Below are 20,224 nucleotides of genomic sequence, written 5' to 3' on the forward strand. Positions count from 1 at the left end.
CTGTGCGCCGACGCCGCCCGGCTCAGCCGTAGAGCACGCGCGGCAGCCAGGTCGCGATCTGCGGGTAGACGAAGAGCAGCGCGATGGCGATCACCTGCAGGACCACGAACGGCAGGACGCCCTGGTAGATCATCCCCGTCGTCACCTTCGAGGGCGCGACGCCACGCAGGTAGAACAGCGCGAAGCCGAAGGGCGGCGTGAGGAAGGAGGTCTGCAGGTTCATGCCGACGATGACGCCGAGCCAGACGGGGCTGACGTCGAGGTTCAAGAGCACCGGGGCCGTGATCGGCAGGACGATGAAGATGATCTCGAAGGTGTCGAGGATGAAGCCCAGCACGAACATCATCGCCATGACCGCGATCACGGCGCCGATGACGCCGCCCGGCAGCTGCGACAGCAGGTCGTGGACGAGCGCGTCGCCGCCCATGAGGCGGAAGACGATGGAGAACACCGAGGCGCCGAAGAGGATGATGAAGATCATCGAGGTGATCGTCGCGGTGGAGATCACTACCTCCTTGAAGGTGCGTCCCGACAGCTTCCAGCGCGCCGCGGCGAGGATCGTCGCGCCGACGGCGCCGACCGAGGCCGCCTCCGTCGGGGTCGCGATGCCGCCGAGGATCGAGCCGAGCACGGCGACGATCAGCAGGAGCGGGGGAACGAGCGCCGAGATCACCTCGCCGAAGAGGTGCTTGCGCTCCTCCGGCGGCACCGGCGTCGCCGGGCAGGTCTGCGGCGCGGTGACCGCCTTGATCACCATCCAGAGAAGGTAGAGGCCGACCAGCATGAGGCCGGGGAAGAAGGCGCCGGCGAACAGGTCGCCGACCGAGACCGGGGCCGGGGCGAAATTGCCCTTCGCCATCTGCACCTGGGCGTTGATGCCCGACAGCATGTCGCCCATGAAGATGAGAACGGTCGAGGGCGGGATGATCTGGCCGAGCGTGCCGGAGGCGCAGATCACCCCGCAGGCGAGCTTGGGATCGTAGCCGGCGCGCAGCATGGCCGGCAGCGAGATCAGCCCCATGGTCACGACGGTGGCGCCGACCACCCCGGTCGAGGCGGCGAGCAGCGCGCCCACGATGACGACCGAGATGCCCAGGCCGCCGCGCAGGTTTCCGAACAGCTTGCCCATGGTCAGCAGCAATTGCTCGGCGATGCCGGAGCGCTCCAGCATCACGCCCATGAAGATGAACAACGGCACCGCGACGAGCACCTCGTTCGTCATGAAGCCGATGTAGCGCGACGGCAGGGCGGCGTAGTTCGACGGGTCGAAGACGCCGAGCCACATGCCGACGAGCCCGAAGAGCAGCGATACGCCGGCGAGGGTGAAGGCCACGGGAAAGCCGAGCATCAACAGGGCGATGATGCCGAAGAACATGGAGCCGGCGAGGATCTCGCCGATCAGTACGGGATCCATCGCGGCTTACTCCTTGCCGTGGCCGTAGCGCAGATGCTCGGGCACGAGGTCCATGCGATCGCGCAGAATGAGGACGCTGCGGCCGATCATCGCGAGGCCCTGGATCAGGATCAGCAGCCCGAAGATCAGGATGAAGCTCTTGAGCACGAAGAAGCCCGGCATGCCGCCGACGTTCGGCGAGGCCTCGTAGAGACGCCAGGAGCGCTGCACGTAGGGCAGCCCGTAGGCGAAGATCACGTAGCAATAGGGAACGATGAAGATCAGCACGCCGATCAGATCGACGGCGGCCTTGGTCTTCAGCCCGGCGGGGCGGTAGAAGATGTCGACGCGTACGTGATCGTCGCGCAGGAGCGCGAAGCCGGCCACGGCGGTGAACATCGCGCCGTTCAGCCAGACGTAGAGGTCCTGCATCCAGACCTGCGTCGTCGAGAACACGTAGCGCTGCACCACGACCGTGAAGCACACGACCACGATGGCCAGAGCCAGCCAAGAGAAGACGTTGCCCACGAGCCGATTGACCCCGCTCAGGGCGCGTACCAGGAACGCGACGACGTGCACTTCACCCCTCCCCCGACGCCGAGGCGCGCCGACGCGCGCTCGCGATCCGGCGGACCGGACGCGGCTCCCGTGAGCATCGCTCGCGCGAGCCCGGCGTCTCGTCCGGCCCGTTACGGCGGTCGGCGCCGGCGACCCGCCGCAGCCCGGGATGTGCGTATTCGCGCACAATCCGTCTTGCGACGTCCGTATGATACGGAAAACTCCGGGGGTCAACGACGAATCGCGCCGAGCCCGCCGGTCTTTTCACCCTCATCCGCCGTACATCTGGGCCGGCAACCAGAGCACCAGATCGTCGAAGAAGAACACGGCCGTCACCACGAGGACCTGGATCAGCACGAAGGGAATCACGCCGCGATAGATGTCCTGCGTTCGCACCTCGGGCGGGACGACGCCCTTGAGGTAGAACAGCGAGAATCCGACCGGTGGCGTGAGGAACGACGTCTGCAGCGTCACGGCGAAGATCACGACGAACCAGACGAGCGAGAAGCCCATGTCGACGACGACCGGGCCGACGAGCGGCAGCAGGATCAGCGTGATCTCGAGCCAGTCGAGGAAGAAGCCGGCCAGGAACGCGATGAACAGGATCACCAGGATGATGCCGCCCGGCGGGAACGGGATCGAGGTGAGCATGTGGGCGATGAACTCGTCGCCCCCGAGCTGGCGCAGCACGACGGCGAAGGCGGTGGCGCCGATGAAGATGCCGAAGATGAAGGCCGTGGTCAGCGTGGTCTTGTAGCAGACGTCGCGCAGCACCGCGAAGCTGAAGCGCCGGTTGGCCATGGCGAGAAGCGTCGCGCCGAAGGCGCCGACGCCCGAGGCTTCGGTCGGCGTCGCGATGCCGAAGAAGATCGAGCCGAGCACGGCGACGATCAGCAGGATCGGCGGGATCACCGCGAGCAGCGTGTCGCGGATGAGCCCGGGCGAGAGCGGCTCGAGATTCTTCGGCGCCGGAGCCATCTTCGGCACGAGCTGCGCGCCGATGACGGCGTAGGCGATGTAGCACAGCCCGAGCAGGACGCCCGGGATCAGCGCGCCCATGAACAGCTCGCCCACGGAGAGCGAGAGCTGGTCGGCCATCAGGATGAGCATCACGGAGGGCGGGATCAGGATTCCGAGCGTGCCCGCCGAGGCGACGACGCCGGAGGCGAAGGCCTTCGAGTAGTTCTGCGCCAGCATCACCGGCATGGCGAGCATGGCGAGCAGCGTCACCGACGCGCCGACGATGCCGGTCGAGGCCGCCAGCAGGATGCCGATGAGGATCACGCCCATGGCGAGGCCGCCCGGGTAGCGCCCGAACAGCTTGACGAAGTTCGTCATCAGCTTCTCGGCGACGCCGGAGCGCTCGAGCATCAGGCCCATGAAGATGAACATCGGCAAGGCGACGAGCACCCAGTTCGACATCTGCGCGTAGATGCGCTGCACGATGATGCCGAAGATGCGGAAGTTCGTCAGGAAGTAGGTATCGACGTCGAAATACTCGTTCAGGAGGATACAGCCGACGGCGAAGATCACCGCGATGCCGCCGAGCAGCCAGGCGATCGGGAACCCGGTGAAGATCAGGGCGATGAAGGATCCCAGCATCGCGATGACGAGGAACTCGTAGGTCTCGAGCACGCCGTGCGCCCTCCGGAGCCCGCGGGCTCCCGTCAGTTGTTGTCGGTCAGGTGCGATCGGCGCCGTGCGGCTCCGTGCGGGGACGCGGTATCCCGAACAGGAAGGCCGTGACCCGGGTCAGCCGCGAGAAGGCGGCCAGACCGAGAAAGCCGAAGGCGACGATGATGAAGCTCTTCAGGAACCAGCGGGCGGGCAGGCCGCCGGGCGCCGGGGAGGTCTCGTTCAGGCGCCAGGAGCGCTCGACGAACGGTATGGCGTCCGCGATGACGATGTAGACGAACGGAGCCAGGAACAGCAGCAGCCCGACCAGCTCGATCCAGGCGCGGCCGCGATGCGACAGCTTCTCCGCGAGCACGTCGACGCGCACGTGGCCGTCCTTCAGCAGCGTGTAGGACAGGCCCATCATGAAGCCGATCGCGTAGAGGTGCCATTGCAGCTCCTCCAGCGCGACGAAGTTGGTTCCGATCAGGTAACGCAGGACGACGTTGCCGACGATCAGGATGATGAGGATCGCCCAGATCCAGGAGAAGGCCTCGCCGATCACACGCACCACGGCGTCGAGCGGACGCGAGATCGCCGTCTCGGGAAGGGAGAAGGCGGCGGCCTCGGCCGCCGCCCCCTCGGGCGTCACGTGGAGATTGGCCACGGAATGGACCTCTTCGTCAGGTCGTGGACGCGCTTACTGCTGCTCGACCATGTTGTTGAACGCCCAGTCGCGCGGCAGGTAGCCCTTGGCGTACCACTCGGCGTGCTCGCGCTGGAACGCGCGGATCGAGTCGTGCACCTTGCCGAACTGAGCATCCTCCTCGGACAGGCGCGCCATCACGGTCTGCGTGGCGTCCCAGAAGGTGTCGAGGAACTCGTCGGACCAGGTGACGAGGTTCACGCCCTGCTCCTGGAAGCGGGCGAGCACCGCGCCCTGCAGCGCCTCGGCCTTGGCCATGGCCATGGTGACGCCGGCGGTGCAGGTCGTCTCGATGAGGGCCTTGGTCTGGTCGTTGAGGTCGTTCCAGGCGTCCATGTTCACGTAGAGGAACTGGTTCGTGGACGGCTGGTGCCAGCCCGGCAGGTAGTAGTACTTCGCCACCTGGAAGAAGCCGAGCTGCTCGTCGACGGTCGGGAGCGAGAACTCGGTGGCGTCGAGCACGCCCGTCTCGAGCGCCTGGTAGAGCTCGCCGCCGGGCAGCAGCGTCACCGACATCTGCAGCTCTTCCATGATCTCGCCGCCGACGCCGGCCGCGCGGAACTTCAGGCCCTGCAGGTCGGAGACGCTGGCGATCTCGTTGCGGAACCAGCCGGACGCCTCCGGGCTGATCGAGCCGCACAGGATCGGGTAGACGCCGAAGGGCTCGAAGGTCTCCTTGAGGAGCTGGTCGCCCTCGCCGAAATACATCCAGGCGATGAAGCCGGGGCTGTCGAGCCCGAACGGCGTGGCGCCGAACAGCGCCGAGGCGGGCACCTGGCCGCGCTCGTAGCCCATCCAGGAATAGCCGGCGTCGATGTTCCCCTGCGAGGCGTTCTCGAAGATCGTCAGCGGCGGGATCAGCGTGCCGGGCTCCATCACCTGCAGGGTCACCTCGCCACCCGAGACCTCGGACACCGCCTCGGAGACCCACGGCATCGTGTCGCCCAGCGCGGTCAGCGTCGAGGCGAAGGACATCGGGATCTGCCAGCGCACGCTGTCGAACTCGGCCGCGGCGTCGCGCGGGGCGGCCACCAGCGCGGTCGCGGCGAGCGTGGTGACCAGCGCGGTCGTGCGCAGTCCTGCTTTGATCGTCATGAAGGCGTTCTCCCATTCTCGGCGCGCGCGCCGCCGCCGATGGCCGGCGGATGCCATGTTGACTCGTGCGCGCGCACGGGCTCCGGCCGGCCCCCCCAGGGCCGGACCTGCGCCATGCTAGCCCCAGCCTTGCATGAGTTTCAAGGCGGTTTCCGTAAAGCTGCGCATAGCCGAAAGTCTAAAGCCGCCTAACGCGCAGTCTCGTCGAAGGCGAGCCGCACGCCGAGAGCGGCGAGATCGCGCCAATAACGAGGATAGGTCTTCGCCGTACAGGACGGGTCCAGAATTGTCAGACCCTCGACCTTCAACCCGACCAGAGCCATGCTCATCGCGATCCGGTGATCGGCATAGGTCTCGATCTCGGCGGGGCGCCGCCGCCCGGCGAGAGCGGGATCGGCCGCGACGACGAGGTCGTCCCCCTCCTCGCGCGCGAGGCCCGGCTGCACCCGGTCGAGCTCGGTCGCCATCGCCCGGATCCGATCGCATTCCTTGACGCGCAGGTTGGCGATGCCGACGAAGCGCACCGGCGTCTCGTTGAAGGCGGCGAGCGCCGCGAGCGTGGGCACGGCGTCCTGCATCTGCGAGCCGTCGACGACGGGCGGCAGGTGCGGAAAGCGCGCGATCAGCTCGTGCGCCTCGGCGTCGGGCTGGGTCATGGCGCCGGGCGCGACGCCGAGATCGATGCGCCCGCCGGTGAGTCGCTCCGCGGCCCAGAGATAGGTCGCGGCCGAGGCGTCCGGCTCCACCCGGTAGTCGCGCGCCGCATAGCCCGTGGGCGACACGGTCCAGCCTCCCTCGCCGGTCTCGACCACCTCGGCCCCGAAGGCGCGCATGGCGGCGAGCGTGAGGTCGACGTAGCCGCGCGCGCCGATGTCGGTCCCTGCCAGCGCGACCGTGACCGGGCGCCCCCCGCAGGCGGCGGCCATCAGCAGCGCGGAGACGTACTGGCTCGACAGGCCGGCGTCGATCGTCACCAGGTCGGACGCGAAGCCGCCGCGGCCGCGCACGGTCACCGGCGGGCGCCCCGCGTGGTCCGAAGCCTCGACGCCGAGCCGGCCGAGCGCCTCGGTGAGCGGCCCGATCGGGCGCTTGCGCATGTGCGCGTCGCCGTCGAGCACCACGGTCCCGTCGACCAGCGCCGCGGCGGCGGTGAGGAAGCGCATGGCGGTGCCGGCATTGCCCAGGAAGAGCGGACCGTCCGGCGGCGCGAGGCGTCCCGTCCCGCGCACGACGAAGGTCGCGCCGTCGGCCCCGTCCTCCTGGAGGACGGCGACGCCCATGCGCCGCAGCGCCTCCGCCATGTGCCCGGTATCGTCGCTCGCCAGCGCCCCCGCGATCCGGCTCTCGCCGCGCGCGAGGCCGGCGAGGAGGAGCGCGCGGTTGGTGATCGATTTCGACCCCGGCGGCGACACACGCCCGACGAGGGGCCCGGCGGGTGGCGTGATCGTGACGGCGCGCGGGCGCGAGTCGGGGCTCGGAACGGTCATGGGGCGGCTTTCCGCGTGAGGCATCGCCTCCGTTTCTCCGCAATGCGCGGCGGGGTCAAGGCCGCGCCCCCGTCGCGTCAGCCCACCCGCAGGACGTGGTTGTCCCAGACCGTCCGCGCGAGCTCCGTCCCGAGCGCCGCGAGGTCGCGATCGACGACCCGCGCCAGCGCCACGCCGTCGTTGCCGGAGGTGAGGAGGAAGGTCCCCTCAGCCGGCCCGGCCGCCGCGCCGCAGACGTCGGAGAGCCGCCGCCGGCCGAGATAGCGGCCCGAGCGGCGCGCGAAGAACGCGGCGATCGAGCCGCGCGGGCTCGTCGCGCACAGGATCTCGCCCGCCGGGTCGAGGGCGACGGAGCCGACGTAGTTGTCGAGCGAGATCAGGTCGTCGAGCGGCATGTCGAGGAGCCGCACGCGGCCGCCCGGCTCGCGGATGCCGACGAGGGGCGGCGCGGCGAGCGGATCGCCGGCCCATTGGCAGCCGAAGACCACCGCGCCGTCGCGAGCGACCGCGAGGTGGCGGATCGAGAGGTCGGCGAGGTCGCGGCCGAGGTCGAGCGTCTCCTCCACCTCTCCGGTCTTCGCCCGAACCAGGGCGAGCGAGGGCTCGAGCGCGCCCGCGTTCAGCATCTCCCGGCCGCTGTCCGGGTGGGTGCGGATGCCGCCGTTGGCGACGACGATCCGCTCGGCGCCGGGCAGGAAGGCGAGGTCGTGCGGGCCGATCCCGCCCGACGCGATCTCGCCGATGCGGGCATAGCCGGCGGCGCAATCGTAGACGCCGAGCGCGCCCGTCCCGCTCGCGATCCGGTTCTCCGTGGCGTAGAGCAGCCGCCCGTCGGCCGAGAAGGCGCCGTGGCCGTAGAAGTGCCGTCCCTCCACCGCGAGGACCACGCGCCGCACGGCGCCCGACTCGCGATCGACCACCGCCATCCAGTCCCCGGGCCGGCGGGCGAAGACGACGAGGTCGCGCGAGCCCGGCCGCGCCGCGACGTCGTGCCCGCGTTCGGGCAGCGCCGTGGAGAACAGGAGCGCGCCCGCGCCGGTGAAGGCGCAGACGCGCTGCGTGCCGTCGGCCGCCTGCGCGCAGGAGACGTAGACCGGCGCCGCGGCGCGGGCGGAGCCGCCGGCGAGCGCCGTCCCGACCGCGAGGCCGAGCCCGGCGAGGAAGGATCTGCGGTCAATCGCCATCGAGCGCGTTGAACCCCGTCACCACGCCGAGCGCCGGCGGGATCTCCGCGGCCGCGGCGGAGCGCGCCGTCGCGACGGCGCCCTGCAGCAGGAGGACGCGGGAGCGACGATCGGAGTCCGCCGCGGCCTCGCCGATGTCGGAGGGGCCCTCGCGGGCGAGGCGCTGCGCCTGCGCGAGCGCGCGCAGCGTGTCCTGCGCGACGGTCTCGGCGTCGCCGGCCAGCGCGACGACCAGCGCCTCGAGCCCGGCGAGGTTCAGCGCGATCTGCCGCGCGGACCGGCCCGCGCGCCACATCTCGGCGCGCGTGGCGCGGGCGTCGTCCAGGCTCTCGCCGAGCGGCAGGCCGAGCTTGAGGTCCTCGACTGCCTGGAGGCCGGTGAGCAGGTCGGTGACGAGGCGGCTCGCGGCCCGGCGCGCGGCGTCGGCGTCGCTGCGCCATTCCGGCAGGGTCTCGGCGCGCCACGCCTGCGCGACCTCGTCCGTCACCCGGGCGAGCGCGGCCGTGATGGCCTCGCCGATGGCGCAGAGTCGCTCCTGCCGATCCCCGCCCTCGGCCAGCGCCGTGCGGCTGTCCTCCTCGAACAGGAGACGCTCGAGCGCGGTGAGCCCCTGCCCGGCGACCGAGGTCTCGACGAAGCGATCCGGCGCGAGCAGCGCCTCGTCGTCGAGCCCCTCCAGCTGGGCGAGGGCGCGCGCCGCGGCGTTGCGGCGCTCCGGCCAGAAGGCCATGCGCTCGAACCGGAACGCGTCCGCGATCGGCCCGGTGCGCACCGCCTCGACGCCCGCCCAGGCGTCGGCCACGGCGTGGAAGGCCTCGTCGAGCGGGGCGAGGTCGCGCGGCGCGGGCGCCTCGCAGGCCTCGTTCCAGGCCGCGCGCTGATCGGCGGCGGCGACGGCGAGCCCCGCGTAGCCGGGGACGAGAACGGTCTCGGCGGCGCGGATGGCCGCGGCCTGCGGATCGAGCGGCTGGGCCGCGGCCGGCGCGGCGAGCGCCAGAAGAGCGCCGAGGGCGACGGCGCGCGTGATGCGCGCGGGAGACGGCGGGAGCGCGAGAAACGTCATGGGGCAGGCGTACAGGACAGGCCACGCCCGGCGCAAGCGCCGGGCGCGTCTACTCGGCGGCCTGCTGGGCGCGGCGGCGATCCTGCGCGGCGACGAGGCGCTCCATCTTGCGCAGGTCGGCGGGCCCGAGCGCCAAGGCGGCGTCGACCCACATCTCGACGATGTCCGCCATCTCCCGGAAGGGCAGAGGCCAGGCCCGGCGTGCGGCCGCGTACATCGCGGCGTGGGCGTTGTGGCGCTTGCCCTGGCGGGCGATGTAGGCCTCCACCGCGGCGACGCCCGCGCCCGGCTCGGCGACCACGTCGACGAGGCCCATGGCCTGGAGCTCGTCCGCCTCGTAGAGCCGCCCGCTCTCGATGATCTCGCGGGTCTGCGCGCCGGAGAGCTTGCGGGACAGGAAGGAGTAGGCGCCCATACCGGGGAAGAGGTTGAACAGCACCTCCGGGAAGCCGCATTTCGCGCCGCGCTCCATCACGACCACGTCGCACGAGAGCGCCGCCTCGAAGCCGCCGCCGAGCGCGTCTCCCTGGACGAGCCCGATCGTGACGATGGGCAGGCCGTAATTCATGTAGTTGGCGTAGACGACCTCGATGCAGGCCATCGCATAGTCCGCGAGGCCGGCGCGATCGCCGGCGCGAATGTGGTCCGCGAACAGCGCGAGATCGCCGCCAAGGTTGAAGACGCCCGGATGATCCGAGCCGACGACGAAGTAGCGGAAGGGCGGCTCCGCGTCGGCGGGGCTCTCGCCGAACAGGCGCACCAGCGAGCGCTGCATCGCTCCGAGGCCGCGCAGCAGGGACGGCGTATAGGAGGGCCGCCCGGCCGGGCTCATCGTGCACCAGTAGGTGGCGGTCTCGGGATCGAGCCGCACCAGCACGTCCTCGAAGCGATCGGCGGCGACCGTCTCGTGGGCGGGAGTGGCCGCGCGGGTCGACGCGGCCGCGCCCTTGAGCGCCTCCAGCGCCTCGATCGGGGTGGCGCGGCGGGCCGGCCCGCGGCGCCACGGCGTGCGGGCGATGGCGAGAGGGCGTCCGGCGGCGCCGTCGCGTTCGCCCGTCGCGAACAAATCGCTGATCGGCTCGGCGGCGCCGACAACCGCGCGGAAGTCCATCGTGTGCCTCATCTCGGTGATCACCCCTCGCGGGGCGCCTCTCCGTCCGTTCAGCCGCAACTATCCATAGGCGGGCCCCAAAAGGGAACCGCTCAAATGCGACCGAAACCGGAAAGGTTTCGTTAGGGTTAACGGACCGGCCCGAGAACACCGACGGCAATTAAAGGATGCCGAGCTCTACTTGTCAAATGTGGCCACGTGAAATCCCGTAGCCCGCAACCAAGGCGCCATCGGTATCCGCGCACGACGCTCGATGGCGCAACGCGTACGGCGAAGACTGCGCCCGATCGTCGCGGCAAGCGACGCGTCGCCCGACAGGCGATTTCCTTTTGGGAATAAGCGGTCGTAAGGGAAGCCGGACTCAGCCGGGAGGCGCCGCGCAATGGGCTCCCTGGGGCGCCGCGCCCGAGCCGAGCGCGACGGGAGGCGGCGCGCGAAACGGGTCGAGCGGCCGGCTCGCCGAGAGGTCGGCGGCGACGAGAAGCACGAGCGCGGCGAGGAGCGCGAGCCCGACGGTCTGGCGACGCGGCATGGTCCCCTCCCCCGTCAGCGCGCGGCCTGGAGCCCGGCCTGCGACCGCGGCGCGGCCTGCAGCCAGGCGAGGATCCGCACCCCGAGCAGCGACCCGGCGAAGGCGGCGGCGAACCAGGCCCAGCCGTGCAGGCTCCCCGTGGCGATGCCGGAGAAGAAGGCCCCGACATTGCAGCCGAAGGCGAGACGCGAAGCGTAGCCCATGGCGAGCGCGGCGACGACGATGCCGAGGGCCAGGCGCGTCGCCGGCTTGGGCGGGGGCGCATCCATCGCGCGGCGCCAGCGCGCGGCGATGAAGGCGCCGGCGATCAGGCCGAGATTGGTGAGCGAGGTGACGTCGGTGAGGGTCGACGAGGCGAGGCGCTCGGAATTGCCGGGCGCGGCCCAGAAGGCCGTCTGCGACAGGTCGGCCCCGGCCGCGGTCGCGGTCTTCGCGCCCCACAGGCCGAGCCCGTAGACGATGCCCCAGGGCTGGCCGGCGACGACGAGGTTGAGGATCGCGAGCCCGGCCAGCAGCGCCGCCGCCGCGAACAGTCGCGGCTGCGGCAGGCGCGATCCCGGCGCCGCCCGCGCCACCACGACGATCCCCACCGCCGCGAGCGCGACCAGCGTCGCCGCGAGCGCGCCCTCCCCGCCGAGGAGGCCGGGCAGCGTCAGGACCGGCAGCGAGGCGAGCTCGGTCCACCAGGCGAGGTGGAGCGTGCCGAGGAACGAGCCCGCGACGAAGAAGACGAGCGCGAGCAGCCCCAGCGCGTTGCCCGAGCCCGCATTGACCAGCGTGCCCGAGCCGCAGCCCATCACCACCTGCATCCCCGCCCCGAACACGAAGGCGCCCGCGATCATGGCGGCCCCGATCGGCGCATGCGCGCCCATCAGCTCGCCCGGCGCGCTCGCCAGCAACGGCAGGGCGACGGCGGCGGTCAGGCCGATGGCGAGGAGCTGGGCCACGACCCCGCGCCCGTCCCGGCGCAGGATCAACGCCTTCCACGGCCCGGCGAAGCCGAAGCGCAGCCCCTCGAGCGTCAGCCCGAAGCCGACGCCGACGAGGAAAAGGAGCGCCATGCGCAGCCCGACGAACAGGGCGAGCAGGGCGGCGACGAGGAGGGCGAGAAGGACCAGGCTCGTGCGGGTGAGGAGCATCGCGGGGTCTCCGGAACGGGCGCGGCCCGCCGCGACGGCGCGGCGGGCCCGATGGGCGCGAGACGTCGGCGTCAGACGCTCAAAGGACGCTCTGCAGCCACTGCCGGGTCGAGAGGTAGAGCCACTCGACGCGGCCCGGCTCGTTGTCGAGCATACGGCCCTGGGCCGTCCACTCCACCATCGACTCCGGGTAGAGCGTCACGCCCTCGATGCCGGCGAGCTCCGAGAGCGCGAACCAGTTGGTCGCGGCCCAGTGCCCGGTATTGCAGAAGGAGACCAGCGTCGCGCCGTCGGCGAGCCCGGCGCTCTCCGCGATGGCGCGGGCGCGTTCGGCGTCGACCACGAGCGGGCCGCCCTCGACGAACCAGGCGTCGTGGGTGAAGTTCTCGGCCGTGGGCAGCGTCCCCGGGCGGGTCGCGGCGGAATGCCAGAGCCGTCCCTCGAAGAAGCCGGCGGGGCGCGCGTCGATCAGGCGGGCGTCGCCCGTCGCCATGGCCGCCTCGATCTCCTCGACGCTGGCGCGCCATTCCTCGGAGAGCTCGGCCTCGAAGATGGTCGGATCGGGACGCACCGGCTCGGTGGAGAGCGGCTTGCCGGCCGCCGTCCAGGCGTTCAGCCCGCCGTTGAGGATGGCGATCCGCTCGACGCCGAGCGACTTGAGCGTCCAGTAGACGCGCGCGGCGGCGCCGAAATCCGACGCGCTCGAGCCCTCGTGCACGACCACGACGGGGGTGAGCTCGTCGATGCCGCTCTCTCCGACGAGGACGGAGAGCAGCGCCTCGCTCGGCAGGGCGCCCGGATTGTCGGCCGGGCCGCGCCATTGCGTATAGGGCGCATTCACGGCGCCGGGAATGTGGCCCTTGCCGAAGGCCTCGATGGCGCGGATGTCGAGGACGACGGGATCGACCGCCTCCTCCAGCGCGAGGAGGCCGGCGGGGTCGACGAGCGGCGACCAGGCGACCTCGGCGGACGCGGGGGCGGCGAGAAGCGCGGCGCCGGCCAGGGCGGCGGCGAAGGCGCGGGTGGTCATGCGGACCTCCTCGGATTTCAACGACTGTCTGCGGGTATAATCCTCATTATCCGCGCTGTCACGCGTTTTTAAATATTTCACACTTTCCTTGCGTATTTAGGAGCGGAACCGGGCCGATGAGCAAGCCGTTGCTCCGGCATGCGAACCCCGCCACACCGATACGAGCGAGACCCGCCATGGCCGACTTCCTGCGCATCCTGATCGCGATCTTGTTACCGCCGCTGGGGGTCTTCCTCCAGGTCGGCTTCCGCGGCCCGTTCTGGCTCAACATCCTGCTGACGATCCTGGGCTACATCCCCGGCATCATCCATGCGGTCTGGGTCATCGCGAAATACGGCCCTCCCGCGCACACTGGAGCGAGATGACGATTCGCACGTCGTCGCGCTGAAATCCGACGCCGCCCTGCGCGAAGGCCGCGCGCACGCGCTCGAGGTTGGCGGCGCTGGAGCGCAGCGGCCCGCGCGTCGGGTCCTCCATGCGCTGGATCGTCGGCAGCGACAGGCCGGCGCGGGCGGCGAGATCCGCCTGCGTCCAGCCGACGAGATCGCGCCCCGCCTTGATCATCCCGCAGGTGAACATGCCCGATCGTCTCCGTGGCGGTCTCCGTGACGGATGGACCCTCACATGCGAAGCTTGAGCGGTCCTGACCGCGCGGCGCGGACCGCTCTCGACGCCGCCGCCCGCCTCGCCTAATCAGGGGCGGTCGGGAAACGAGGCGCGCATGCAGAGGATCGAGGACCCGCGCGGCCGCATCGAGCGGCTGGAGGAGGAGATCGCCGCGCTCGAGGAGAGCGCCGTGCGCTGCGGCAAGATCATGCGCGCGGCGCAGATCGCGACCTCGGTGGGGATCGTCGCCCTCGCGGCGATCTTCCTCGGCTTTCTGCGGGTCGGCGGCATGGGCTTCGTCTTCGCGGTCTCCGCCGTCCTCATCGGCATCGTGCTCTACGGCTCGAATCGCTCCACCCGGGACGTGCTGCGCCGCGACGCCGCGCAGAAGCGCGCGGCGCGCGACGCGCTGATCGACCAGCTCGCCCCGCGCACGGTGCATTGAGCCGAACGCTCGGGCGCTAGAGCTCGACCCCGTCCACGTCCCGCCTCAAGCGGTTCACGATCGTGTCGATGCGCGGCAGGTGCGGGTGCACCGCGAGCGCGCGCTCGAAGCTCTCGAGCGCGCCGCGCTCGTCGCCCGCCTGCATCAGCAGGGTGCCCAGGCCGGCCCAGGCGGCGAAATGGCGGGGCTCGAGCGAGACCGTTCGGTAGATGTCGGCGATGGCCGAGACCGGATCCTGCAGCATGGTGAACGCGATGGCGCGGCGGTTCCAGGCCTCGGCCCAGTCCGGCTGGATGACGAGGATGCGGTCGATCAGCTCGATGGCGAGCGCCGGCTCGCGGGCGCGGATGGCCTGCTGGGCGCGGTTCATCAGGAGGTCGGCGGTGGGCGAGCCGGATTCCATCCAGCGGCGCTGGATGAGCATGGCGACGCCGCGCGCCTCGACGGCGTTCTCCGTCTCGGCGAGACGCTCGAACAGGCGCTCGAGGCGCGTGTCGCCGCGCTCCGCCTCCGGGGCGGGCGCGATGCCGGGCAGCGTTCCGGGCGCGACATCCTCGGCGGCGTTCTGGGCGCGCGCAGGCGCGACCGCCATGGAGAGCGCGAGAGCGACGGCGAGGCCGACGGCCGTGAGGGAAACAGCAAAACGACGCATGCCGGATGATCGTCTCATCCGGCATGCGCCGTCAATCGCTCGGGCCGCGACGCGCCTGCGGCGGATCGCGGCGGGGAACCCGTCCGGGCCGCCTCAGCCCTGGCGGGCCTTGAAGCGCTTCTGGGTCTTGTTGATGATGTAGACGCGACCCTTGCGGCGCACGATGCGGTTGTCGCGATGGCGCGTGCGCAGGGACTTCAGCGAGTTGCGGATCTTCATGGCTCTTCTCCTCGACGCGCGCGAACGCGCCCTCGGCGCTGCGACGTGCGGCCGCTCGCTCCGAATTCGCTCGTGGTGAGGAAAACGAGACGCGACATCCGCCCGCACGCGGCGCCCGCGTGACGTTGGCGGGGAATTAGCCGAAACCCGCTGGCCGGTCAACCGCTCCCGCGGCCCCGAACGCGCAATGAGCACTTGACGCTTCGCGCCGCGCGCGCTTGATCTGCCCGGCGCTAGGGCATCGTCCCACCGAATGGATTCCGGTCGGTGGGCGAGACGATGCTCCACAGATCGCCCCCGAGGACGACATGACCGATCTCACCGAACTCGAACGCGACATCCTCTCGAGGATCGAGGCCGCCGCGGACGAAAGCGCGCTCGAGAGCGTACGCGTCTTCGCGCTCGGCAAGAAGGGCGTCGTGTCCGAGAAGCTGAAGTCGCTCGGCGCCATGACGCCCGACGAGCGCAAGGAGATGGGCCCGCTCATCAACGGGCTGAAGGACGCCGTCCAGGGCGCCGTCGCGGCGAGGCGGGTGACGCTCGAGGAGGCGGCGCTCGCCGAGCGGCTCGCCTCCGAGCGCGTCGACGTCACGCTCCCCGTGCGCGAGAGCCCGGAGGCGCGCGGGCGCGTCCATCCGCTGAGCCAGGTCTACGACGAGCTCGTCGCGATCTTCGCCGACATGGGCTTCTCGATCGCCGACGGCCCGGACGTCGAGACCGACTACTACAACTTCACCGCCCTCAACTTCCCCGTCGGCCACCCCGCGAGGGAGATGCACGACACCTTCTTCATGCGCGCGGACGAGACCGGCGCGCGCAAGGTGCTGCGCACGCACACCTCGCCGGTGCAGATCCGCACCATGGAGGCGGTGGAGCCGCCGATCCGCGTGATCATCCCAGGGCGCACCTACCGGCACGATTCGGACCAGACCCACACGCCGATGTTCCACCAGGTCGAGGGCCTCGTCATCGACAAGGGCGCGACGCTGGCGAACCTGAAATGGGTGCTCGAGGAGTTCTGCAAGGCCTTCTTCGAGATCGACGACGTGAAGATGCGCTTCCGCCCGTCCTTCTTCCCCTTCACCGAGCCCTCCGCCGAGGTCGACATCCAGTGCGATCGTTCCGGTGGCGCGATCCGCTTCGGCGAGGGGAACGACTGGCTCGAGATCCTCGGCTGCGGCATGGTGCATCCGAACGTCTTGCGCCATTGCGGGCTCGACCCGGACGTCTACCAGGGCTTCGCCTGGGGCATGGGCATCGATCGCATCGCCATGCTGAAATACGGCATCCCGGACCTGCGCGACATGTTCGAGGCCGACAAGCGCTGGATCGAGCATTACGGCTTCCGCCCGCTCGACCTGCCGACGCTCGCCGGCGGCTTGAGCGGGTGAGGCGCTCACGGAGCGGAGCATGACGGACGAGGAGATCAAGCGGGTCGTCGAGCCGATCCTGCGCCGGCATCTCGGGCCCTACGGCTTCGAGACGGCGGAGGTCGTCTCGGGCGTGGACCACGACGGCGATCCGGCGATCTTCGTCTCGGCGAGATACGCCACCGCCGAGCCCGAGCGCGCGCGCGGCGTTCGCCTCGACGCCGGGAGGGAGCTGCGCGAGGCGCTGTGGGAGCACGGGGAGGAGCGGATCGCCTACGTGCGCCACCGTTTCCCGGAGCCGGAAGCGCACCGATGACGCCGGCGGATCTCATCGCGGCCGCCGGCCTGTCGCTCCGCGGGCGGCGGGGAACGCCGAAGCAGGTGGTCCTCGGGCGCGCCGTCAGCACGGCCTATTACGCGACCTTTCATGCGGCTGCGCGCCTGGCGGCGGACGCGCTCGTCGGGCGCACGAAGGCGGCGACCGAGGCCTGGTCCCTGACCTACCGGGCGCTTCAGCACGGGTTCGCCAAGGAAGTCCTGCGCCGTCGCGACGTTCAGGCGCTCCATCTCGGCGTCGCGAGCTTCGCCGACGTCTTCATCGATCTCCAGGAGCTGAGGCATCGCGCGGACTACGATCCGCGCAGCTCCTTTACCCTCGCCGAGGCGCGCGGCGCGGTCGACGACGCGCGCGACGGCATCGCCGCGCTCTCGGCCGTACCGACAGACATTCGCCTCGACCTCGCCGCCCGCCTCCTCTTCAAGCCCCGTCCCTGACCGGCGCCCTCGACGACACGAACGGACGACCCGATGAAATTCACCCTCTCCTGGCTCGAGGAGCATCTCGAGACCTCCGCCTCCCTCGACGAGATCGTCGAGACGCTCACCCGCATCGGCCTCGAGGTGGAGGGCGTCGAGGACAAGGCGAAGGCGCTCGCGCCCTACCGGATCGCGTCCGTGCTCTCCGCCGAGCAGCACCCGAACGCCGACCGGCTGCGCGTCTGCAAGGTCGATCTCGGCGACGGCGCCGCGCCGATCCAGGTCGTCTGCGGCGCGCCGAACGCGCGCACGGGCATGAAGAGCGTGTTCGCGCCGCCGGGGACCTACATCCCGGGCAAGGACATCACGCTCGGCGTCGGCGTCATCCGCGGCGTCGAGAGCGCCGGGATGCTCTGCTCCGAGGCGGAGCTCGAGCTTTCCGAGGATCACGACGGCATCATCGACCTGCCGGAGGACGCGCCGATCGGCCAGGCCTACGCCGCCTATGCCGGCCTCGACGATCCGGTGATCGAGATCAACCTGACGCCGAACCGCGGCGACTGCACCTCGGTGCGCGGCATCGCCCGCGACCTCGCCGCCGCCGGCCTCGGCGCGCTCAAGCCCGAGCGCCAGCTCCCCGTCGAGGGCAGCGGCGAGACGCCGGTGCGCGTGATCCGCGATCTCCCCGGCGAGGAGAATCTGTGCCCGGCCTTCGGCTTGCGGCTCGTACGCGGCGTGCGCAACGGGCCTTCGCCCGCCTGGATGCAGCGGCGCCTCGTGGCGATCGGGCTTCGCCCGATCAACGCCCTCGTCGACATCACCAACTACGTCACCTTCGACCGCGGCCGCCCGCTCCACGTCTTCGACGCCGACAAGGTGAAGGGCGACCTCGTCGTGCGCAAGGCGCGCGCGGGCGAGACGATCCTCGCGCTCGACGGCAAGACCTACGAGCTCGACCCGCACCACGTGATCATCGCCGACGACAACGGCCCCGAATCCATCGGCGGCATCATGGGCGGCGAGCATTCGGGCTGCGACGAGACGACGACGAACGTGCTCATCGAGTCGGCCCTGTGGGACCCGCTCAACATCGCGCAGACGGGGCGGCGGCTCGGCATCGTCACGGATGCGCGCTACCGCTTCGAGCGCGGCGTCGATCCCAACGAGACCCTGCCGGGCCTCGACCTCGCCACCCGCATGGTGCTCGACATCTGCGGCGGCGAGCCGACGCGCCGCACGCTCGCGGGCGAGATCCCGGACACGAGCCGCATCGTCGCCTTCCCCTGGAGCGAGACGAAGCGCCTCTCCGGGCTCGACGTGCCGCCGGCCGAGGCGAAGGCGATCCTGATGGATCTCGGCTTCCAGATCTCCGGCTCCGGCGACGCGGTGAAGGTGCTGCCGCCGTCCTGGCGCCCGGACATCGAGGGGAAGGCCGATCTCGTGGAGGAGGTCGTGCGCATCGCCGGCCTCGACCGCGTCGAGGCGACGCCGCTGCCGCGGCTCGGCGGCGTGTCGAAGCCGGTGCTCACGCTGATCCAGAAGCGCACCCGCGCGGCCAAGCGCCTGCTCGCCTCCCGCGGCCTGCTGGAGGCCGTGACCTGGTCGTTCATCGCCAAGGAGGAGGCGATCCTGTTCGGCGGCGGCGACCCGTCGCTCGAGCTCGCCAACCCCATCGCCTCCGACCTCTCGGACATGCGCCCGAGCCTGCTGCCGGGTCTCGTCAAGTCGGCGCAGCGCAACGCCGATCGCGGCTTCGGCGACGTCGCCCTGTTCGAGGTGGGCCAGTGCTTCCACGCCGACACGCCCGAGGGCCAGACCATGCGCGCCGCCGCCCTGCGGCGCGGCACGGCGCGGCTCGAGGGCGTCGGCCGGCATTGGGACGGCGGCGCGCGCGCCGTCGACCTGTTCGACGCCAAGGCGGACGCGCTGGCGCTGCTCGCGGCGTTCGGCCTGCCGGTCGGCTCGCTGCAGATCGTGCATGGCGGGCCGGACTGGATGCATCCGGGCCGCTCGGGCCGGATCCAGCTCGGGCCCAAGGCCGTGTTCGGCTATTTCGGCGAGCTGCACCCCTCCGTGCTGAAGGCGCTCGACGCCAAGGGGCCGCTCGTCGCCTTCGAGATCACGCTCGACGCGCTGCCCGCGCCGAAGGCCAAGCCGACCAAGGTCAAGCCCGCGCTCGCGCTCTCGGGCTACCAGCCGCTCTCGCGCGACTTCGCCTTCGTGGTGGACGCGGGCGTCGAGGCGGCGGCGATCGTGCGCGCGGCGCAAGGCGCCGAGCGCGGGCTGATCGCCGACATCGCGGTCTTCGACGTCTACGAGGGCGAGCGGATCGAGGTCGGCAAGAAGTCGGTGGCGATCGCCGTCACCCTCCAGCCGCGCGAGAAGACGCTCACCGACGCCGAGATCGAGGCGATCTCCGAGAGGATCGTGAGCGAGGTGGCGAAGAAGACGGGGGCGACGCTGCGGGCGTGACAGGTGCGATCGGTCCGGCGTGGAACGCGGCTGCTGCGTCTCGCGTTGCCGGACTGTGCGATTCGGGACACACGATCGGATCGATCACGGAATGGCTACCGGGTATCGGTTGCATTTCGCTGCGTCGGGATATACGGTCGGGGTCCAATGATTTCGTTGCGCGCAATCGCGTGTCAGGGGGCAGCATGGACACTCGCCAGGGAGCGGCATCGGCGGCGACGTGGGCGGAGGGGTCTCGTCGAATGCGGTGAGCCGCCGAGCGCCTGCGTCGGCGCCAACGGACCTCACCTTTACGACGAAGGAGACCGACGATGACCAACCTTTCGGACCTGAACGTCTACACCATCAAAACTGGCCAGAAATGGGTTGCAGCGACCAATCGTTCCCCTTATTTCTGTTTCGAGGCCGACACGAGGGACGAAGCGCTCGCCAAAGCCAAGCGTGCGCTGGCCTTCTACGAAACGGCGCTTCGCATGCAGGACGGCGTGAACGGGGGGCGTGAGCGTCGAGCGGCCGGGTGGCAGAAAATGACCGCCGAGGAGCTCGTCGCCGCGTAGGGGCGAATGAAGTTCTACGTAGATGTCGGGGACGTGCCGCGGGAGATCCTGGAGCTGGTGGGCTTTCAGGTCGTCTTCGAGGATAGCGAGTTCATGCTCGTGAGCTTGAAGGGCGAAGAGCAGATCATCTCCAAGACGCCGCCCTCCTTCCTCTACGTCGAAGACATCAACGATTTCGCCATTCTCAGCGGCGCCCGGGTCGTCCCGGCGCCGCCGGACGACTGATCGGTCCTGG

General features: G+C 70.7%; 23 protein-coding genes. 8 read left to right on the forward strand and 15 right to left on the reverse strand.

Going from position 1 to position 20,224, the window contains the following annotated elements; translation table 11 throughout:
- Positions 1–22: 22 nt before the first annotated feature.
- The 12 genes from ABL310_RS22190 to ABL310_RS22245 form a co-directional block, all read right to left on the reverse strand.
- Complete coding sequence (locus tag ABL310_RS22190; protein ID WP_349369173.1) at positions 23–1,414, reverse strand: TRAP transporter large permease subunit; 1,392 nt, start codon at positions 1,412–1,414, stop codon at positions 23–25.
- A gap of 6 nt (positions 1,415–1,420) precedes the next feature.
- Entirely contained in the window at positions 1,421–1,972 is a 552-nt protein-coding gene (locus ABL310_RS22195) for a TRAP transporter small permease subunit (RefSeq protein WP_349369174.1), read from the reverse strand.
- A 249-nt stretch (positions 1,973–2,221) separates the two neighbouring features.
- Entirely contained in the window at positions 2,222–3,586 is a 1,365-nt protein-coding gene (locus ABL310_RS22200; protein WP_349369175.1) for a TRAP transporter large permease subunit, read from the reverse strand.
- Between the two features lie 46 nt (positions 3,587–3,632).
- A complete protein-coding gene (locus ABL310_RS22205) occupies positions 3,633–4,232 on the reverse strand; it encodes a TRAP transporter small permease subunit (protein WP_349369176.1) in 600 nt (199 codons plus the stop codon).
- A gap of 33 nt (positions 4,233–4,265) precedes the next feature.
- Positions 4,266–5,366, reverse strand: a complete 1,101-nt coding sequence (locus ABL310_RS22210) for a TRAP transporter substrate-binding protein (RefSeq protein WP_349369177.1) — start codon at positions 5,364–5,366, stop codon at positions 4,266–4,268.
- 188 nt (positions 5,367–5,554) lie between these two features.
- Positions 5,555–6,853, reverse strand: coding sequence for a 3-phosphoshikimate 1-carboxyvinyltransferase (locus ABL310_RS22215; RefSeq protein WP_349369178.1), 1,299 nt, complete (start codon positions 6,851–6,853; stop codon positions 5,555–5,557).
- A gap of 77 nt (positions 6,854–6,930) precedes the next feature.
- Complete coding sequence (locus ABL310_RS22220; protein ID WP_349369179.1) at positions 6,931–8,037, reverse strand: DUF1513 domain-containing protein; 1,107 nt, start codon at positions 8,035–8,037, stop codon at positions 6,931–6,933.
- Positions 8,027–9,100: an imelysin family protein gene (locus tag ABL310_RS22225; protein WP_349369180.1), complete on the reverse strand. Its 1,074-nt coding sequence runs from the start codon at positions 9,098–9,100 to the stop codon at positions 8,027–8,029. Before ABL310_RS22225 ends, ABL310_RS22220 begins: the two co-directional genes overlap by 11 nt.
- A gap of 49 nt (positions 9,101–9,149) precedes the next feature.
- The gene (locus ABL310_RS22230; protein ID WP_349369181.1) at positions 9,150–10,223 is read right to left on the reverse strand and encodes a crotonase/enoyl-CoA hydratase family protein; all 1,074 of its coding nucleotides are present in this window, start codon (positions 10,221–10,223) and stop codon (positions 9,150–9,152) included.
- A 349-nt stretch (positions 10,224–10,572) separates the two neighbouring features.
- Positions 10,573–10,743, reverse strand: a complete 171-nt coding sequence (locus tag ABL310_RS22235) for a hypothetical protein (RefSeq protein ID WP_349369182.1) — start codon at positions 10,741–10,743, stop codon at positions 10,573–10,575.
- Between the two features lie 14 nt (positions 10,744–10,757).
- Positions 10,758–11,882 (reverse strand): YeeE/YedE thiosulfate transporter family protein, encoded by a 1,125-nt coding sequence (locus ABL310_RS22240; protein WP_349369183.1) that lies wholly within the window; start codon positions 11,880–11,882, stop codon positions 10,758–10,760.
- Positions 11,883–11,961: 79 nt separating this feature from the next.
- Positions 11,962–12,912 (reverse strand): rhodanese-like domain-containing protein, encoded by a 951-nt coding sequence (locus ABL310_RS22245; RefSeq protein WP_349369184.1) that lies wholly within the window; start codon positions 12,910–12,912, stop codon positions 11,962–11,964.
- A gap of 176 nt (positions 12,913–13,088) precedes the next feature.
- On the opposite strand from ABL310_RS22245, the gene ABL310_RS22250 reads away from it, so the two are divergent.
- Entirely contained in the window at positions 13,089–13,277 is a 189-nt protein-coding gene (locus tag ABL310_RS22250) for a YqaE/Pmp3 family membrane protein (protein ID WP_349369185.1), read from the forward strand.
- Here ABL310_RS22250 and ABL310_RS22255 read toward each other — a convergent pair.
- On the reverse strand, positions 13,234–13,491 hold the full coding sequence (locus ABL310_RS22255; RefSeq protein WP_349369186.1) for a helix-turn-helix transcriptional regulator: 258 nt from the start codon (positions 13,489–13,491) through the stop codon (positions 13,234–13,236). The genes ABL310_RS22250 and ABL310_RS22255 overlap by 44 nt on opposite strands.
- Positions 13,492–13,633: 142 nt before the next feature.
- Between ABL310_RS22255 and ABL310_RS22260 the strand changes: the two genes are divergently transcribed.
- Complete coding sequence (locus tag ABL310_RS22260; protein ID WP_349369187.1) at positions 13,634–13,963, forward strand: hypothetical protein; 330 nt, start codon at positions 13,634–13,636, stop codon at positions 13,961–13,963.
- 16 nt (positions 13,964–13,979) lie between these two features.
- Here the strand turns inward: ABL310_RS22260 and ABL310_RS22265 are convergent, their stop codons facing one another.
- Positions 13,980–14,615: a hypothetical protein gene (locus tag ABL310_RS22265; RefSeq protein ID WP_349369188.1), complete on the reverse strand. Its 636-nt coding sequence runs from the start codon at positions 14,613–14,615 to the stop codon at positions 13,980–13,982.
- A 93-nt stretch (positions 14,616–14,708) separates the two neighbouring features.
- Complete coding sequence (gene ykgO / locus ABL310_RS22270; RefSeq protein ID WP_029030085.1) at positions 14,709–14,834, reverse strand: type B 50S ribosomal protein L36; 126 nt, start codon at positions 14,832–14,834, stop codon at positions 14,709–14,711.
- Positions 14,835–15,142: 308 nt separating this feature from the next.
- Between ykgO and pheS the strand changes: the two genes are divergently transcribed.
- The 6 genes from pheS to ABL310_RS22300 all read left to right on the forward strand — a co-directional run bounded on the left by pheS (position 15,143) and on the right by ABL310_RS22300 (position 20,214).
- Complete coding sequence (pheS, locus tag ABL310_RS22275; RefSeq protein WP_349369189.1) at positions 15,143–16,225, forward strand: phenylalanine--tRNA ligase subunit alpha; 1,083 nt, start codon at positions 15,143–15,145, stop codon at positions 16,223–16,225.
- 19 nt (positions 16,226–16,244) lie between these two features.
- On the forward strand, positions 16,245–16,520 hold the full coding sequence (locus ABL310_RS22280; protein ID WP_349369190.1) for a hypothetical protein: 276 nt from the start codon (positions 16,245–16,247) through the stop codon (positions 16,518–16,520).
- Complete coding sequence (locus ABL310_RS22285; protein ID WP_349369191.1) at positions 16,517–16,978, forward strand: hypothetical protein; 462 nt, start codon at positions 16,517–16,519, stop codon at positions 16,976–16,978. The genes ABL310_RS22280 and ABL310_RS22285 overlap by 4 nt, the downstream gene beginning before the upstream one ends.
- A 33-nt stretch (positions 16,979–17,011) precedes the next feature.
- Positions 17,012–19,432: a phenylalanine--tRNA ligase subunit beta gene (gene pheT, locus ABL310_RS22290; RefSeq protein ID WP_349369192.1), complete on the forward strand. Its 2,421-nt coding sequence runs from the start codon at positions 17,012–17,014 to the stop codon at positions 19,430–19,432.
- A gap of 311 nt (positions 19,433–19,743) precedes the next feature.
- A complete protein-coding gene (locus tag ABL310_RS22295; protein WP_349369193.1) occupies positions 19,744–19,989 on the forward strand; it encodes a hypothetical protein in 246 nt (81 codons plus the stop codon).
- Positions 19,990–19,995: 6 nt separating this feature from the next.
- Complete coding sequence (locus ABL310_RS22300; RefSeq protein WP_349369194.1) at positions 19,996–20,214, forward strand: hypothetical protein; 219 nt, start codon at positions 19,996–19,998, stop codon at positions 20,212–20,214.
- The last annotated feature ends 10 nt before the right edge of the window (positions 20,215–20,224 follow it).

The sequence above is a fragment of the Salinarimonas sp. genome (assembly GCF_040111675.1).
Classification (GTDB): domain Bacteria; phylum Pseudomonadota; class Alphaproteobacteria; order Rhizobiales; family Beijerinckiaceae; genus Salinarimonas.